The organism is Brevibacterium album DSM 18261, assembly GCF_000426445.1.
Classification (GTDB): Bacteria; Actinomycetota; Actinomycetes; order Actinomycetales; family Brevibacteriaceae; genus Brevibacterium; species Brevibacterium album.
The window spans coordinates 186,641-204,139 of record NZ_AUFJ01000011.1; the positions used below are offsets into that span (position 1 = coordinate 186,641).

General features: G+C 70.7%; 12 protein-coding genes. 10 read left to right on the top strand and 2 right to left on the bottom strand.

Annotated elements, in window-relative coordinates:
* Positions 1 to 137: 137 nt before the first annotated feature.
* The 4 genes from K318_RS20330 (at position 138) to coaE (ending at position 4,936) form a co-directional block, all read left to right on the top strand.
* Entirely contained in the window at positions 138 to 1,865 is a 1,728-nt protein-coding gene (locus K318_RS20330) for a hypothetical protein (protein WP_156913864.1), read from the top strand.
* Between the two features lie 122 nt (positions 1,866 to 1,987).
* Positions 1,988 to 3,238 (top strand): MFS transporter, encoded by a 1,251-nt coding sequence (locus tag K318_RS20335; protein ID WP_035281261.1) that lies wholly within the window; start codon positions 1,988 to 1,990, stop codon positions 3,236 to 3,238.
* A complete protein-coding gene (locus tag K318_RS20340; RefSeq protein WP_051297755.1) occupies positions 3,235 to 3,909 on the top strand; it encodes a GntR family transcriptional regulator in 675 nt (224 codons plus the stop codon). The genes K318_RS20335 and K318_RS20340 overlap by 4 nt, the downstream gene beginning before the upstream one ends.
* Positions 3,902 to 4,936: a dephospho-CoA kinase gene (gene coaE / locus K318_RS20345; RefSeq protein ID WP_051297709.1), complete on the top strand. Its 1,035-nt coding sequence runs from the start codon at positions 3,902 to 3,904 to the stop codon at positions 4,934 to 4,936. Before K318_RS20340 ends, coaE begins: the two co-directional genes overlap by 8 nt.
* Here coaE and K318_RS0108190 read toward each other — a convergent pair.
* Positions 4,917 to 5,336 (bottom strand): OsmC family peroxiredoxin, encoded by a 420-nt coding sequence (locus K318_RS0108190; RefSeq protein ID WP_029089134.1) that lies wholly within the window; start codon positions 5,334 to 5,336, stop codon positions 4,917 to 4,919. The genes coaE and K318_RS0108190 overlap by 20 nt on opposite strands.
* Positions 5,337 to 5,444: 108 nt before the next feature.
* On the opposite strand from K318_RS0108190, the gene uvrB reads away from it, so the two are divergent.
* Both uvrB and K318_RS0108200 read left to right on the top strand, forming a co-directional pair.
* Complete coding sequence (gene uvrB, locus K318_RS0108195; RefSeq protein WP_245579812.1) at positions 5,445 to 7,631, top strand: excinuclease ABC subunit UvrB; 2,187 nt, start codon at positions 5,445 to 5,447, stop codon at positions 7,629 to 7,631.
* Positions 7,632 to 7,841: 210 nt separating this feature from the next.
* Positions 7,842 to 8,831, top strand: coding sequence for a TerC/Alx family metal homeostasis membrane protein (locus K318_RS0108200; protein ID WP_029089136.1), 990 nt, complete (start codon positions 7,842 to 7,844; stop codon positions 8,829 to 8,831).
* Between the two features lie 89 nt (positions 8,832 to 8,920).
* Here K318_RS0108200 and K318_RS0108205 read toward each other — a convergent pair whose 3' ends face one another.
* The gene (locus tag K318_RS0108205; protein ID WP_029089137.1) at positions 8,921 to 9,208 is read right to left on the bottom strand and encodes a YciI family protein; all 288 of its coding nucleotides are present in this window, start codon (positions 9,206 to 9,208) and stop codon (positions 8,921 to 8,923) included.
* 72 nt (positions 9,209 to 9,280) lie between these two features.
* Here K318_RS0108205 and K318_RS0108210 point away from each other — a divergent pair, with 72 nt between their 5' ends.
* The 4 genes from K318_RS0108210 (at position 9,281) to rapZ (ending at position 17,498) form a co-directional block, all read left to right on the top strand.
* Complete coding sequence (locus tag K318_RS0108210) at positions 9,281 to 11,797, top strand: DEAD/DEAH box helicase (RefSeq protein ID WP_051297710.1); 2,517 nt, start codon at positions 9,281 to 9,283, stop codon at positions 11,795 to 11,797.
* A 62-nt stretch (positions 11,798 to 11,859) separates the two neighbouring features.
* Positions 11,860 to 14,748 carry an excinuclease ABC subunit UvrA gene (uvrA, locus tag K318_RS20350; protein WP_051297756.1) on the top strand — a complete coding sequence of 963 codons (2,889 nt, stop codon included), beginning with the start codon at positions 11,860 to 11,862 and terminating at the stop codon, positions 14,746 to 14,748.
* Positions 14,735 to 16,615, top strand: a complete 1,881-nt coding sequence (gene uvrC / locus K318_RS0108220; RefSeq protein WP_029089139.1) for an excinuclease ABC subunit UvrC — start codon at positions 14,735 to 14,737, stop codon at positions 16,613 to 16,615. The genes uvrA and uvrC overlap by 14 nt, the downstream gene beginning before the upstream one ends.
* Complete coding sequence (gene rapZ / locus K318_RS0108225) at positions 16,605 to 17,498, top strand: RNase adapter RapZ (RefSeq protein WP_029089140.1); 894 nt, start codon at positions 16,605 to 16,607, stop codon at positions 17,496 to 17,498. The genes uvrC and rapZ overlap by 11 nt, the downstream gene beginning before the upstream one ends.
* Position 17,499: the final 1 nt, after the last annotated feature.

Consider the following 17,499-nt stretch of genomic DNA (forward strand, 5'->3'; position numbering starts at 1 on the left):
TGTCCCTGCTGAGCGCTGAACCGAAGGGCTCCCGGACTCCGGTCCGGGAGCCCTTCGGCGCGTCCGAAAGCCTCCTTCGCCGCCCGGTCGCCCGGTGGGCGGGCTTCGCCCTCGTCCTCGCAGCACTCTCGGCACTCGTGTTCCGCGAGGTGCTCGCGGACCTCGGCGGACGGGTCTATGCGACCAGCGACGACAGCTCGCTGTTCATCTGGTGGTTCGCGCACGCCGCAGACGTGGCGGCCTCCTGGTTCGGCGCGGGCTCGGGGGAGACCACGGCGCTGCACACCGTGCGGATGAACCATCCGGACGGTGTGAACGCCGCCTGGAACACGAGCGTCCTGGGGCTCGCTCTGCCGCTGGCCCCGCTCACGTGGTGGCTGGGTCCGGTCGTCGTCTACAACCTGTGCATCCTCGCCTCCCCGGTCGCCGCGGGGATGGCGTGCGCGCTGCTGCTCACGCGGTTCACCCGGCCGGGAGCGGCGTATCCGGCTGCGACCCTCTACGCCTTCTCGCCCTACCTCGTCGCACAGGCCGGGGGCCATCTCAACCTCAGCTTCGCGGCGCTGCCGCCGCTCGTGGGCGTGTTCGTCCATGCGGCGGTGACGGGCCCGCGGGGAGGCGGCCTCGCGCACAGGCTCCAGCGCCTTCTCCCGGCGGGCGTGCTGCTGGCCGCGGCCGTCGGCTGGCAGTTCTACCTCTCCACCGAGCTCCTGGCCGGGACGTTCCTCGCGGCCTCGGTCTGCCTGCTTGCGACCGCCGTCGTGCTGCGCGGGCGCCTGCTCGCGCGACTCGCGCCGGCCGCCGTGGTGGGCGCGGGTGCGGCGGTGAGCGCGCTCCTGCTGGCGGCACCCCTGCTCTCGACGATGCTCGCGGGCCCTGGCGCTCCGCGCGAGGCGCTGCGGCCGCACGGGGTGTGGAGCAACGACCTCGCGGATGCGCTCGTGCCGCCGGGCTTCGCGCCCTTCGGGCAGGAGCCCGAGGCGATCGAGCGCGTCGTGGGCATCGACCCCGCGGAGGTGGGAGGCCACCTCTCACTCGTCTGGCTGCTGCTGGGCGTCTGGGCCGCCGTCCGCATGTGGAACAGCCCGCGGTACGGTGCGCTTGTGCGCATCACGGCGCTCACCGGCGTGCTCGTGTGGCTCCTGTCGATGGGCTCCTCGCTGCGGGTGGGCGGCGGCGACACCGGGGTGCCCGGGCCCTTCGCCCTCGTCGAGCAGATCCCGGTGCTCGACAACGTCCTGCCCATGCGGCTGTCGGTCCACGTCGTCCTCTGCCTCGCGGTGCTCACCGCGGTGCTGCTGCAGGACACGGCCGACCGCGCCGGCCGCAGCCGGATCGTCGCGGTCACCGGGCTCGTGCTCGCAGCGGCCTCGCTCGCACCCGCGGGCGTGCAGGCCAGGGAGATCGCGATCCCGGAGTTCTTCCGGGACGGCGCATGGGAGCAGAGCATCCCGGCCGAGGCCGTCGTCAAGGCGGTGCCGCAGCCGCGCGCGCTCGCGGAGGCCGACGCCGACCAGGCGATGGTGTGGCAGGCGCTCACGGGACTGCACTACCGGGAGACCGGGGGCTATTTCATCGGCTCGACCCCCGAGCACCCGGTGATCTACCAGTCCCTCCTCGACCCGCTCGATCAGGCGCTGGGCCGGATCGGCGAGGAGGGCCTCGACGCAGTCCCGCGGGAGGAACTCCGCACCGCCGTCCTCGACTCCGCGGCGCGGGGCACGGACTTCGTCCTCGTGCCGGCGGACGTGCCTCGGCTGCCCGCCGCCGGCGACGAGCTCGCAGAGGCGCTGCGCGCGGCCTCGGGCGCACAGGCCCGCCTCGTGGACGATGTGTGGGTCCTGGATCTGCGCGGCCTGGCCTGAGCTGTCCTGCCGGAGCGCTTCGCCTGCGCGCCGTCCGCAGAGCGGACTCCCTTTCCCGTCCCATCACTCGTCCTCTAGGCTCCTACTTGCATCCAAGATGGACTCAAGGAGGCCCCGCACTTATGAGGTCGCATGCAGGAGCGCAGGCCAAGCTCATCACCGCGCAGCTGTTCTCGGGAGCCGGCATCGCGTCGGGCTACGCCGTGGGCGGGCTGCTGGCCGAGCAGATCTCCGGCCGGACGGCGATGGCCGGATTCGCGCAGATGAGCGTGATCCTCGGCGCGGGGCTGCTCGCCTATCCGCTCGCGGCCCTGGCCGGCCGGAGGGGCAGGCGCACGGCGCTCACGCTGGGATTCGGGATCGGGACGGCGGGTGCGCTCGTGGTGATGCTCGGTGTCGCCCTCGACCTCATGCCCGTGTTCATGCTCGGCATGCTCATGTGCGGCTCCTCGACCGCCTCGGGCCTGCAGGCCCGCTACGCCGCCGTCGATCTCGCCGCTCCCGGGGCCACGGGGCGGGCGATGTCGCTCGTCGTGTGGGCCACGACGGTGGGCTCGGTGCTCGGACCGACGTTCACGGAGCCGGGGGCGCGGCTGGGGGAAGCGCTGGGGATGCATCCGCTCGCCGGCCCCTACGTCATCTCGATGGGCGCCTTCGCACTGGCCTCGCTCTCCGCGCTCTCCCTCACGGGGGAGGCGAGCGCGCCCGCGACCGCCGGCGAGGGCGAGGATGCGGCCCGCGCCCCGGCGCAGCTCCGGCTGGGACCCGCCCTGCGGTGGGCGCTGGCCCGCCCCGTGCCGCTGTTCGCGATCATCACGATCGTCGCCGGGCAGATGATGATGACCAATGTCATGGTGATGACGCCCGTGCACATGGACCACCAGCACTTCGAGCTGTCCGCGATCGGCATCGTCGTGAGCCTCCACATCGCCGGCATGTACGCGCTGTCCCCGGTCTTCGGCTGGATGTCCGATCGCTGGGGGCCGGCGACCGTCATCGCCTCCGGCGCCGTCGTCTTCGCGCTGACGATCGTCCTCGGGGTCTGGGACGCGCTCGCGCCGCAGTCCTCGATGGGCCTGCTCACGATCGCGCTCATCCTCCTGGGCGTGGGCTGGTCGATGTTCCTCATCGGCGGCTCCTCCCTGCTGACCGCGTCGGTCCCGGCAGAGGCGAAGGTGCCGCTGCAGGGCGCCTCGGACTCGGCGATGAATCTGGGCGGGGCGCTCATGGCCGCGATGGCCGGCACTGTGCTTGAGACGGGCGGCTTCCTCTGGATCAACCTCATGGCGACGGGCGTGCTCGTCGTCGCACTCGTCTTCTTCCTCCGGGCGGCACCGCATCTGCGCCGCTCCGGCCCGTGGGCGCGCGCATGAGCGCGGCCGAGCGCGCCTACCGGACGATCCGCGATGGGATCCTCGAAGGCACCCATGCACCCGGCACCATGCTGGGGGAGGCGACGCTGGCGGCGGAGCTCGGGGTGAGCCGGACACCGGTCCGCACGGCGCTCGCGCGGCTCGCCGACGAGGGCTGGATCGTCGTCTACCCCAAGCGCGGCGTCCTCGTGACCGGGATGAGCGCCGAGGCCGTCGCCGAGCTCGCCGATGCCCGCTTCGTCCTCGAGTCGACGGCGGTCGAGCGCGCCCCGGAGCCCCTGCGGCTGCGGCTCGCCGAGCGGCTCGCCGCATCCGTCGAGGCGCAGCGCGAGGCCTTCGCCCGCGGAGATGTGCGGGCGTTCATCGGCCTCACCCTGGAGTTCCACCACGGCTTCGTCGAAGCGGGCGGCAATGCCGTGCTCCTCGAGCTCTACGAGCGGCTCGCGGACCGGCACCGGTTCGTGCTGTTCGCCGCCGGCGCGAGGCTGCTCGCCCGCTGCGAGGAGATCATCGCCGAGCACGAGGCGCTCGTGGCGCTGCTGCGCGCGGGGGAGACCGCCGGCTTCGCCCAGGCCCTGCGCGCGCACATCGCCGAGGTGGCCCCGGCCGATGCGCTCGGACCGGCACGCCTCGCGGAGCGAGACGTCATCGTAGAGTGGCCCCATGACTGAGAGCACATCCGGCGGCTGCCGGTCGGCAGGTGCCGGCCCGCTGCGCATCGGGCTGACGGGGGGCATCGGCGCGGGCAAGTCCACCGTCGCGGGGCTGCTGCGCGAAGCGGGAGCGGCGGTGGTCGACGCCGATGCGATCGCCCGCGAGGTCGTGGCGCCGGGTCAGCCGGCGCTCGCGGCGCTGGCGGAGGAGTTCGGGCCCGGCGTCCTCACGGCGGAGGGGGAGCTCGATCGCCCGGCGCTGGCCGCAGCCGCCTTCGCCTCCGCTGAGGGCACGGCGGCGCTCAATGCGATCATGCACCCGGCGATCGGGGAGCGGACGCGCGAGCGGATCGCCGGACTCGCCGACCACGCGGTCGTCGTCCACGATGTGCCGCTGCTCGTGGAGAACGGAATGGGCGCCGCCTACCACCTGTGCGTGCTGGTGGACGTGCCGGAGGAGATCCGGCTCGACCGGCTCGTGCGCTCCCGGGGCCTGGACCGCGCGGATGCGCAGCGGCGCATCGCACAGCAGGCCGATGACGCCCAGCGCTACGCGGCCTGCGATGCGGTGCTCGACAACAGCGGCGCCCCGGGGGAGCTGCGTGCGCAGTTCGAGCGGCTCTGGGCCGGCCGCATCGCCCCCTTCGCCCGCGCGCTCGCAGAGGGGCGGCCGGAGCCGGGAGCTGCGGCGAGGGCAGAGCCGGAGACCGAGGCGCAGGCCGCCGTCCGCGCACATGCGGGAGCGCGTCTGCACGCGCGCCTCGCACGCGTTCTCACGGAGAGCGGGACGCTGGCCGAGGCGGCGCTGGTGGAGACGCCGTCGACCCCGACCTCCGTGCCGGGTGTGGGCCTCGCCTTCGATCTCGCGGCCGAGAGCGGCGCGGTGCCCGAGCTCGTGCGCGCCCTCACGGCCGCCGGCTGGCTGCCGGAGGCCGGGGCCTCGGCGAGCGCCGGGGAACGTCTGTTCCGGCACGCGGATCCGGGCCAGCCCGCGCGGCTCCGCCTGCGGACGTGGACCCTGCGGCTCAGCGCAGGGAGGCGCTGAGCGAGACGCTCACGCCCTTGAGCGCCTGCGACACGGGACAGTTCTTCTTCGCCCGCTCGGCCTCGATCCGGAAGTCCGCCTCGCTGAGATCCGGGACGAGGCCCACGACGTAGAGGTGGATGCCGGTGATCCCCCTGGCGGGATCGAACTCGACATCGGCTCCCGTCGACAGCTCCTCCGGGGGAGTCCCCGCCGCGGTGAGCGCATTGGCCAGCGCCATCGAGAAGCAGGCGGAGTGGGCCGCGCCCAGCAGCTCCTCGGGGGTCGTCGCGGAGCGGTCGCCGTCGGCGCGCGCCGTCCAGCTGAGGTCGAGGGCGGGGGCGGAGCCGGCGCTCACGGTGCCGGACCCTTCCCTGAGGGGACCCTTCCAGACGGTGTGGGCCTTCGAGACTGCGGTCATGTTCGCCTCCTGGCGGGGGTTGGCTGCCGCAGGCGAGTCTAGCCGCACGCGTCCGGGCCCACAGGCGGCGGGAGCCCCGTGTCCGTGCCTCGCGCTATCGTGTGGGGCATGAGCGCAGACCCGCAGACAGACGCACAGGCGCAGGGCGGCGAGACCGCCGCAGGCGCCCGGCAGATTCCCGTGCCGCTCGTCGGCCACCGGCCGGAGGTGGTCCGCTCGGTGGCGCCGTTCGAGGTCGTGAGCGAGTACTCGCCGTCCGGTGACCAGCCCACCGCGATCACGGAGATCTCCGAGCGGCTGGCGGCGGGGGAGAAGGACATCGTGCTGCTGGGCGCGACCGGCACCGGCAAGTCCGCGACGACGGCCTGGCTCATCGAGCAGGTGCAGCGGCCCACCCTCGTCATGGCGCCCAACAAGACGCTGGCCGCGCAGCTGGCCAACGAGTTCCGGCAGCTGCTGCCGCACAATGCGGTCGAGTACTTCGTCTCCTACTACGACTACTACCAGCCGGAGGCCTACGTCCCGCAGACGGACACCTTCATCGAGAAGGACTCCTCGATCAACGACGAGGTCGAGCGCCTGCGCCACTCCGCCACGAACTCCCTGCTCACCCGCCGCGATGTCGTCGTGGTCTCGACCGTCAGCTGCATCTACGGCCTCGGCACCCCGGAGGAGTACGTGGACCGGATGGTCTCGCTCACGGTGGGGCAGGAGCTCGACCGGGACGCGCTGCTCAAGCGGTTCGTGGAGATGCAGTACGCGCGCAACGACCTCGCGTTCACGCGCGGCACGTTCCGCGTGCGGGGGGACACGGTGGAGATCATCCCGCAGTACGAGGAGCTCGCGCTGCGCATCGAGTTCTTCGGCGACGAGATCGAGGCCCTCTACACCCTGCACCCCCTCACCGGGGAGGTGGTCCGCGAGGAGGAGGTCGTCCACATCTTCCCCGCGAGCCACTACGTCGCCGGCAACGAGCGGATGGGCCGGGCGATCGGGGACATCGAGACGGAGCTTGCGGACCGGCTGGCCGAGCTCGAATCGCAGGACAAGCTGCTCGAGGCCCAGCGCCTGAAGATGCGGACCACCTACGATCTCGAGATGATGCAGTCGATGGGCTTCACCTCGGGCATCGAGAACTACTCCCGGCACATCGACGGCCGTGCGGCGGGCACCGCCCCCAACTGCCTCCTCGACTACTTCCCCGAGGACTTCCTGCTGGTCGTCGACGAGTCCCATGTGACGGTGCCGCAGATCGGGGGCATGTACGAGGGGGACATGTCGCGCAAGCGCACGCTCGTGGACCACGGCTTCCGGCTGCCCAGCGCGCTGGACAACAGGCCGCTGAAGTTCGGGGAGTTCCTCGATCGGATCGGCCAGACCGTCTACCTCTCGGCCACTCCCGGCGACTTCGAGCTCGAGCGCTCCCGGGGGCATGTCGAGCAGATCATCCGCCCCACCGGGCTCGTGGACCCGCAGATCACCGTCAAGCCCACGCGCGGGCAGATCGACGACCTGCTCGAGCAGATCCGGCTCCGGGTCGAGCGCGATGAGCGGGTGCTCGTCACCACCCTCACCAAGAAGATGGCCGAGGACCTCACGGACTACCTCCTGGAGAACGAGGTGCGCGTGCAGTATCTCCACTCGGACGTGGACACCCTGCGCCGCGTGGAGCTGCTGTCCGAGCTGCGGGCGGGTGAGTTCGACGTGCTCGTGGGCATCAACCTGCTGCGCGAGGGCCTCGACCTCCCGGAGGTCTCGCTCGTGTCCATCCTGGACGCGGACAAGGAGGGCTTCCTGCGCTCGACCACCTCGCTCATCCAGACGATCGGGCGCGCGGCCCGCAACGTCCGCGGCGAGGTGCACATGTACGCGGACACCGTCACCCGCTCGATGCGCGAGGCGATCGACGAGACGGACCGCCGCCGCGCGGTGCAGATCAGGCACAACGAGGAGCACGGCATCGAGCCCCGTGCGCTCACCAAGAAGCTCTCCGACATCACGGAGCGCCTGCGCCGCGAGGACGAGGACACGCGCGAGATCCTCGCGGAGTTCGACTACGGCAAGGGGAAGCGCGGCTTCAACGCGACGATCACGGACGAGCAGCGCGCCGCCCGGGCCGGCCGCGAGACGCTGGCCCCGCCGGCCGAGGACCTCGTGGAGCTCATCGGGACGCTCACGGAGCAGATGCACCAGGCCGCCGCCGACCTCCAGTTCGAGCTCGCCGCGCGGCTGCGCGATGAGCTCGGCGATCTCAAGAAGGAGCTGCGGCAGATGCAGGAGGCCGGTCACGCCTGAGGCGCAGAACACATCGGGTGCGCTCCGCCAGCGTGTACCATAGTGCCTCGGTGAAGGGGAGTATCCCATCTGATCCGCACTCGTCAGCTCGATCCCAGTGAACCGCGCGCCCCAGTGGCGGGCGTGCGGGGTCCGGGTGCGGAGCGGCCCGCAGGGGCTGCGGGAGAGACTTTCGTCCGCGTCCGTCCCGCTTCTCCGCGAAAGGCACTCATGCAAGAGTTCTTCCAGGATCCCTATCACGTGTTCGAGGTCGTCTCGTCCGTGGTGCTGGTCCTCATCCTCGTCGCCGATCTGCTGCTGGTCGTCAAGCGCCCCCACGTGCCCTCGATGAAGGAGGCCTCCCTGTGGGTGGCCTTCTACGTCACCCTGGCGCTGGTCTTCGCGGGCATCCTGTTCGCGATGGGCGATTCCCAGCACGGCGTCGAATTCCTGGCCGGCTGGCTCACGGAGTACAGCCTGAGCATCGACAACCTGTTCGTCTTCGTCATCATCATGACGGGCTTCTCCGTGCCGAAGAAGTACCAGCAGCAGGTGCTCATGGTGGGCATCATCCTCGCGCTCATCTTCCGCGGCATCTTCATCGTCGCCGGCGCCGCCGTCATCGAGCGGTTCATCGAGGTCTTCTTCCTGTTCGGCCTGTTCCTGCTCTGGACCGCCTGGCGCCAGGCCTTCAAGGAGGAGGACGCGGACTCGGAGAACGGCCTCATCCGCATGCTGCGCAAGCGCGTCAACATCACCGACGAGTACCACGGCTCCAAGCTGCGGGTGGACATCGACGGCACCAGGTACTGGACGCCGATGCTCATCGTCTTCATCGCGATCGGCTCGACCGACATCATGTTCGCGCTCGACTCGATCCCCGCGATCTTCGGCATCACGCAGGATCCGTTCCTCGTCTTCACGGCCAATGTGTTCGCGCTCATGGGCCTGCGCCAGCTCTACTTCCTGCTGGGCGGTCTGCTGGACAAGCTCCCGTACCTGCACTACGGCATCGCCGCGATCCTCGCGTTCATCGGCGTCAAGCTGTTCCTGCACGCCCTGCACGAGTCCGACTGGTTCCCCGAGGCCTTCCGTGACAGCGTGCCGGTCATCAACACCTGGGTCTCGCTGGGCTTCATCGTGCTCGCGATGCTCGTGGCCACCATCGCGAGCCTCGTCGCGATGCGCCGCGAGGAGGAGCGTCCGCTGCGCCGCGAGTGAGCTGCCCCTGCACGACAGCAGCCCCTCCGCACCACTTCTGGTGCGGAGGGGCTGTGTGCGTATGCGCGCGTTGCCGTGCGTGCGGCGCTTCAGGCCGAGAAGGGCCCGAAGACCGGCGTCCAGCTGCGGATCACGGTCTCCTCGATGACTCCGGCCTCGGCATAGGGGTCCTGCTGCAGGAGCGCCTCGACCTCCTCCTTCGACTCGGCCGAGAACACGAGCAGCCCGCCGGGCGTGAGCTCGTCCTCGAGCGGTCCCGCCGCGAGCAGCGTCCCCTCCTCGTAGAGGCGGCCGAGCACCTCGCGGTGCGCGGGACGGACCCCCATCCGCTTCTCGGTGTCCGGTCCGTAGACGTATGTGACGGCGAAGACGGCCACAGTGACCTCCCTGGTGATCGTAGGATTGGGTGGTCAGAGCCTAACCCGTCTTCCGTCTAGGAGCTGTTCCACGTGCCCCGACTCGTCCCGATCCCCGAGGACTTCGCCACCGCGGACACCGTGTGGGAGGCCTTCGAGGAGCACCTGAGCGATCAGGGCATCACCCCCTATCCCGCGCAGGAGGAGGCCATCCTCGCCGTGCTCGCCGGCGACAACGCGATCGTCGCGACGCCCACGGGCTCGGGCAAGTCCACGGTGGCGCTGGCGGCGCTCTACTACGCGCTCTCGACGGGGCGCACCGCCTACTACACCGCACCTCTCAAGGCCCTCGTGAGTGAGAAGTTCTTCTCCCTCGTCGAGGCGCTGGGCGCGGAGAACGTGGGCATGGTCACGGGCGATACCGCCGTGAACGCGGATGCGCCGGTGATCTGCGCGACGGCGGAGATCCTCGCCAACCACGCTCTGCGCCGTGGCGCGGAGCTCGATGTCGCCCTCGTGGTGATGGATGAGTTCCACTACTTCGGCGACCCGCAGCGGGGCTGGGCCTGGCAGGTCCCGCTCCTCGAGCTGCCGCAGACCCAGTTCGTGCTCATGTCCGCCACCCTCGGCGATACGAGCGAGATCGAGCGGAGGCTCACGGAGCTCACGGGCCGGGACACCGCCTACATCGGCTCTGCGGAGCGGCCCGTGCCGCTGGAGTTCGAGTACTCGGAGAAGTCGCTGCTGGACAAGCTCGCCGAGCTGGTCCGGGAGGGCCGCGCGCCGGTCTACGTGGTGTCCTTCGTGCAGGCGCGCACCGTGGAGCTCGCGCAGTCGATCCTCAGCGCGAACCTCACGAGCCGCGAGCAGCGCGAGCGGATCGCGGAGGAGGTGCGCGGGTTCCGCTTCGGCAAGGGGTTCGGGCAGACGCTGCGGCGACTCGTCCTCGCCGGCGTGGGAGTCCACCACGCGGGCATGCTCCCGCGGTACAGGAGGCTCGTCGAGCACCTCGCCCTCGCCGGCCTGCTGAACGTGGTGTGCGGCACCGACACCCTCGGCGTGGGGATCAACGTGCCGATCCGCACCGTCCTGCTCACCTCGCTCACCAAGTTCGACGGCAGGCGGGTCCGCCAGCTGCAGGTCCGCGAGTTCCAGCAGATCGCGGGGCGGGCCGGCCGCGCGGGCTTCGATTCGGTGGGCTATGTCGTCGCGCAGGCCCCGGAGCACGAGATCGAGAACGCGGTGGCTCTGGCCAAGGCCGGGGATGATCCCAAGAAGCGGCGGAAGGTGCGGAGGAAGCAGGCGCCCGAGGGCTTCGTCGGCTGGTCGCAGCAGACCTTCGCGAAGCTGGTCGAGGGCACGCCGGAGGTCCTGCGCTCGCACATGCGGATCACGCATTCGACGATCGTCAACCTGCTCGCCCGCCCGCATGCGGGGGTGCACACGATCCGCGACTTCATCGAGCGGACCCACGAGAGCCGCGAGCGGCAGCTCGACCTCATGCAGCGCGGGCTGCAGATCGGCAGGACGCTGCTGGCCGGGGGAGTGATCGAGCGGGTCGAGGGGACGAACGGGCGGATCGAGTACCGGCTGCATGCGGACCTCGGGCCGGACTTCGCCCTCAACCAGCCGCTGAGCCCCTTCGCGCTGGCCGCGCTGGACCTCTTCGACGGGGAGGGGCAGAGCTGGCCGATGGACGCGCTCAGCGTCATCGAGGCGACCACCCAGATCCAGTACCACATCCTCCGCGGCCAGCTCGACCGGATCAAGGGCGATGAGCTCGCAGCCCTCAAGGCCGACGGGGTGGAGTACGCGGAGCGGATGGCGATCCTCGACGAGCTCGACGTGCCCCGGCCCAACCGGGACGTGCTGGAGGAGGCCTTCGAGGCCTATGCGGCCTCGGCGCCGTGGGTGCGGGAGATCGGGATCGAGCCCAAGGCGATCGTCGCGGACATGATCGAGCAGTCGATGAACTTCTCGCAGTTCGTCGCCTACTATGGCCTCGCGCGCGCCGAGGGCGGTCTGCTGCGGTACCTGCTCGATGTGTACCGGGGGCTCACGCAGACCGTCCCGGCCGACCGCCGCGGCGAGGAGCTCTCGCACGTCATCGCCTGGCTGGGCGATCTCGTGGTGCGGGTGGACTCGAGCCTCGTCGAGGAGTGGGAGAAGCTCGCGGACCCGGGGGAGGTGCTGGCCGAGGAGGCGCTCACCGCGCTGCGCGAGACCTTCACCTCGGACCGCCGCAGGTTCTCGGCCGCCGTCCGCAATGCGCTCTTCCACCGGGTGCTGCTTGCGGAGCGGGCCGCCTACCGGACGCTGGGGGACATGGACGGTGCCGACGGCTGGGGCGCACGCGAATGGGAGGACGCGATCGAGGACTTCTACGAGGAGTACGGGGAGCTCGGCATCGACCAGGCTGCGCGCAGTCCCCGCCTCGTGCAGATCGCGGACGGCCCCGGGGAGCGCGAATGGACGGTCCGGCAGACGCTCGCCGATCCGCAGGGCGACCACGACTGGGCGATCACGGCGATCGTAGACCTCGACGCCTCCGATGAGGCCGGCGAGGTGGTGCTCCGCATCGAGGACGTGGGGCCGCTCACGGAGGGATAGGAACGGGCCGGGCACTTGTGTCCGTGGGGTTCACTAGAGTGGGGGGCGTGACTTCGCAGACCATCTCCGCAGACGCGGCGCTCACCCTCCCGCCGGCAGACGCCCCCGCGATCAGGGTCGAGGGCGCCCGCGCGCACAACCTCAAGGACGTGTCCGTGACCATCCCCCGTGACGCCATGGTGGTGTTCACGGGACTGAGCGGCTCGGGCAAGTCCTCGCTCGCGTTCGACACGATCTTCGCCGAGGGCCAGCGGCGCTACGTCGAATCGCTGTCCTCCTACGCCCGCATGTTCCTGGGGCAGGTGGACAAACCGGACGTGGACCTCATCGAGGGACTCTCCCCGGCGGTCTCGATCGACCAGAAGTCCACGTCGAAGAACCCCCGCTCCACCGTGGGGACGATCACGGAGGTCAACGACTTCCTCCGGCTCCTGTGGGCGCGCGTGGGCGTGCCGCACTGCCCCACGTGCGGGGAGCGGATCGAGAAGCAGACCCCGCAGCAGATCGTGGACGCGCTGCTCCAGCTGCCGGAGCGCACGCGGCTGGCGGTGCTCGCCCCCATCGTCCGCGAGCGGAAGGGGGAGTTCAAGGACCTCTTCGCCTCGCTGCTCTCACAGGGCTACTCCCGCGCCGTGGTGGACGGCGAGCAGATCCGCCTCGACGATCCGCCCGTGCTGAAGAAGCAGTTCAAGCACTCGATCTCCGTCGTGGTCGACCGCATCGTCATCCGCGAGGGCATCCACCAGCGCCTCACCGACTCGGTCGAGACCGGGCTGGCGGCGGCCGAGGGCCGCATCGACGTGGAGCTCGTGGACGAGGGCACGGTGCGGACGTTCTCGGAGAACCTCCGCTGCCCCAACGACCACCCCCTCGTGCTCGACGAGATCGAACCGCGGACCTTCTCCTTCAACTCCCCCTTCGGCGCCTGCCCCGAGTGCGACGGGATCGGCACCCGGCTGAGCGTGGACGAATCGCTCGTGGTCCCGGACGAGGACCTCTCGCTCACGGAGGGCGCGATAGCGCCGTGGTCCGCGGGCAAGAACGTCTCCCAGTACTTCCTCCGCATCATCGCAGGGCTCGCGGAGGAGCTCGGCTTCGACCTCACCACCCCGTGGAAGGACCTGCCCGCGAAGGCGCGCAGGGCACTGCTGGAGGGCAAGGACTACAAGGTCCAGGTGAAGTTCAAGAACCGCTTCGGGCGGGAGCGGACCTATTCGACCGGCTTCGAAGGGGTGTACCAGTACATCCTGCGCAAGCACGAGGAGACGGAGTCCGACGCCTCCCGCGAGCGCTACGAGGCGTACATGCGCGAGGTGCCCTGCCCCGTGTGCGGCGGCGCCCGCCTGCGTCCCGAGGTGCTCGCGGTCACGGTCGGCGGCCGCTCGATCGCCGAGGTCTCCGACCTCCCCATCGACGAGGCCGCGGACTTCCTCGCCGGCCTCGAGCTGTCCTCCCGGGACGCGCAGGTCGCCGCACAGGTGATGAAGGAGATCAACGCGCGGCTGCGCTTCCTCCTCGACGTGGGCCTGGACTACCTGAGCCTCGGCCGCACCGCGGGCACCCTCTCCGGCGGCGAGGCGCAGCGGATCCGGCTGGCCACCCAGATCGGCTCCGGCCTCGTGGGCGTGCTCTACGTCCTCGACGAGCCGAGCATCGGCCTGCACCAGCGGGACAACCACCGGCTCATCGAGACGCTCGTCAAGCTCCGGGACCTCGGCAACACCCTCATCGTCGTCGAGCACGACGAGGAGACGATCGAGGCCGCGGACTGGATCGTGGACATCGGCCCGCGCGCCGGCGAGCACGGCGGCGAGATCGTCTACTCGGGCCCCGTCGCCGCACTCACGCATGCGCCGGACTCGCTCACCGGCGACTACCTCGCCGGCCGCCGGCTCATCCCGCTCCCGGCCGCCCGCCGGCCGGTGGAGCCCGAGCGGAAGCTCACGGTGGTCCGGGCCAGCGAGAACAACCTCAAGGACGTCACGGTGGACTTCCCCCTGGGCGTCCTCACGGTGGTCTCCGGCGTCTCCGGCTCCGGCAAGTCCACACTCGTCAACGACATCCTCTACACCGAGCTCGCGAACAAGCTCAACAACGCCAAGCGCGTGCCCGGCCGCCACAAGACGGTGAAGGGCCTCGAACACCTGGACAAGGTCATCCACGTCGACCAGTCGCCCATCGGCCGCACCCCGCGCTCCAACCCGGCGACCTACACCGGCGTGTTCGACCACATCCGCCGCCTGTTCTCCGAGACGGAGGTCGCGCGCATCCGCGGCTACCAGCCCGGCCGGTTCTCCTTCAACGTCAAGGGCGGGCGCTGCGAGAACTGCAAGGGCGACGGCACCATCCGCATCGAGATGAACTTCCTGCCGGACGTGTTCGTCCCCTGCGAGGTGTGCGGCGGCGCGCGCTACAACCGCGAGACGCTCGACGCCCGCTTCAAGGGGAAGTCGATCGCCGAGGTCCTCAGCATGCCCATCGAGGAGGCCGCTGACTTCTTCGAGGCGGTCCCCGCGATCTCCCGGCACCTGCGCACCCTGGTGGAGGTGGGGCTGGGCTACGTGCGCCTGGGCCAGCCGGCCACCACCCTGTCCGGCGGAGAGGCCCAGCGCGTCAAACTCGCCGCGGAGCTGCAGAAGCGCACCCGCGGACGCACCGTCTACGTGCTGGACGAGCCCACCACCGGCCTCCACTTCGAGGACATCTCCCGGCTCCTGGGCGTCCTCCAGGGGCTCGTGGACAAGGGCAATTCCGTCATCGTCATCGAGCACAACCTCGATGTCATCGCCGCTGCGGACCACATCGTCGACATGGGACCCGAGGGCGGTCGCGGCGGCGGACAGGTGGTCGCCCAGGGCACGCCCGAGGAGGTCGCACAGGTCGGGGAGAGCCACACCGGCCGCTACCTCGGGGCGCTGCTGCAGCGGAGGGCCGCCGGTGGATCCGAGTGAGTACCGCCCGCGGACGGGGGAGATCCCCACGTCCCCGGGCGTCTACCGCTTCCGCGACGAGGACCGTCGCGTCATCTACGTGGGCAAGGCCAAGAACCTCCGTCAGCGGCTGAACTCGTACTTCGCGGATCCTGCGGGCCTCCATCCGCGCACCTTCCGGATGGTCCACGCCGGTGCCTCCGTCGAGTGGACCGTCGTGGGCACGGAGGTCGAGGCCCTCCAGCTGGAATGGACGTGGATCAAGGAGTTCACTCCGCGATTCAACGTGATGTTCCGGGACGACAAGTCCTATCCGTATCTCGCGATCACCGCGAAGGACAGGTACCCGCGGGTGTTCGTCACACGCGGGAAGCGCAAGCCGGGCATCACCTACTTCGGCCCCTTCGGACAGGCCTGGGCGATCCGCGAGTCCCTCGACCTGCTCCTCAAGGTGTTCCCCGTGCGCACGTGCACCAAGGGCGTCCTCCAGCGCGCCGAGCGCAGCGGCCGCCCCTGTCTGCTGGGCTACATAGGGAAGTGCTCCGCGCCCTGTGTGGGAAGGGTGAGCGAGGAGGAGCACCGCGAGCTCGTCCGGGGCATCACGGACTTCATGTCCGGCAGCACCGGCACCATGATCTCGGACCGCAAGTGGCAGATGGCCGCCGCAGCGGAGGTCTACGACTACGAGACCGCGGCCCGGCTGCGGGACGAGATCGCCGCGCTGGAGAAGGTGCTCGCGAAGAACGCCGTCGTGCTGTCGATGAGCGCCGACTGCGATGTCTTCGCCGTGCACTTCGACGACCTCGAGGCCTCGGTGCAGGTCTTCCACGTGCGCGGCGGCCGCATCCGCGGCGAGCGCGGGTGGATCGTCGAGCGGCTCGAGGATTCCACACCCGCGACCCTGGCCGCCGACTACCTGCGACAGGCCTATGGGGAGGTCGATCCGCAGGCGGTGCCGCCGGAGGTGCTCGTGGACACGCTGCCGGAGGATCCCGGGGCGCTCACCGCATGGCTCGAGGAGCGCCGGGGCGGTCGGCGGGTGGACCTGCGGGTGCCCGAGCGCGGTGAGAAGCGGGCGCTCATGGACACCGTCCGGCAGAACGCGGAGCAGGCGCTCACGCTGCACCGGACCCGGCGTGCCTCCGACCTCACCACCCGCAGCGAGGCCCTGCGTGAGATCCAGGAGCACCTGGAGCTTACGGAGCCGCCCATGCGGATCGAGGCGATCGACAACTCGCACACCGGCGGCCAGGACGTCGTCGGCTCCCTCGTGGTGTTCGAGGACGGGCTGCCGCTCAAGCGCGACTACCGGCACTTCGCCGTCCGCGGGGAGGCGGCACGCGATGACACCGCCTCGATGTACGACGTCGTCTCCCGCCGGTTCACCCGGTATCTCGAGGCGCTGTCGGCCGAGGAGCCCGATGAGCGGTTCGGCTACCGCCCGTCCCTGCTGCTCGTGGACGGCGGCCCCCCGCAGGTCGCGGCCGCCCGCCGCGCCCTCGACGATCTGGGCCTCGCCCAGATCGCGGTCGCGGGGCTGGCCAAGAGGCTGGAGGAGGTGTGGCTGCCGGGGGAGGACCACCCCCTCATCCTGCCGCGCAGCTCCGAGGGTCTGTACCTGCTGCAGCGCATCCGAGACGAGTCCCACCGCTTCGCGATCGCCTACCACCGCAAGCGGCGCGGGAGGTCGAGCACAGCCTCGGCGCTCGACGGGATCCCCGGCCTGGGCCCGGAGAAGAGGAAGGCGCTGCTGAAGGAGTTCGGCTCCGTGGCCCGGGTGCGGCAGGCCGGACCGGAGGAGCTCATGCGCGTGCGGGGCGTGGGCCGCGTCCTGGCGGATACCATTCAGCGAGAGCTGGGCGGAGGGGAGACCGAAGGTGACGACTGAGAACGAGACGAGACCGGACGGGATCGACGTGCTGCTGGTGACCGGCATGTCCGGAGCCGGCAAGACGACGGCGGCCCGGGTGCTCGAGGACCTGGACTGGTACGTGGTCGACAACCTGCCGCCGCAGATGATCGCCGCGCTGCTGGAGCTCGTGGGCCGTGCCGAGGGAGCGCTGCCCAAGGTCGCCGTCGTCGCGGACATCCGCGGGCGCAGCACCCAGCGCACGGACCTCGACCACGCCGTCGACGAGTACCTCCAGCAGGGGATCATGGTCCGCGTCCTGTTCCTCGACGCGAGCGACGACGTGCTGGTGCGCCGCTTCGAGTCCGTGCGGCGCCCGCATCCGCTGCAGGGCGAGGGCACGCTGCTCGACGGCATCGCGGCCGAGCGCGAAGCGCTGGACAACCTCCGCCACCGCGCCGAGGTCGTCATCGACACCTCCGAGCTCAACGTCCACGAGCTGGGCCGGGCGGTGCGGCAGGCCTTCAGCTCCGAGGAGGAGCAGGCGCTGCGGCTCACGATCATGAGCTTCGGGTTCAAGAACGGCCTGCCCAAGGACGCCGACCACGCCGCCGATGTCCGGTTCCTGCCGAATCCCCACTGGGTGCCGCACCTGCGCCCGTTCACCGGCACGGATCGGGAGGTCGCCGACTACGTGTTCGCCGACCCCGCAGCCGGCGAGTTCCTCGACCACTACACCGCCGCGCTGAAGATCGCGGTCGCCGGCTACATCCGCGAGTCCCGCGGCTATGCGACGGTCGCACTCGGCTGCACGGGGGGAAAGCACCGCTCCGTGGCGATGGCGGAGGAGCTCGGCCGCCGCCTGCGCGAGCAGACGGAGGCGCGCATCACGGTCCGCCACCGCGACCTGGGAAGGGAATGAG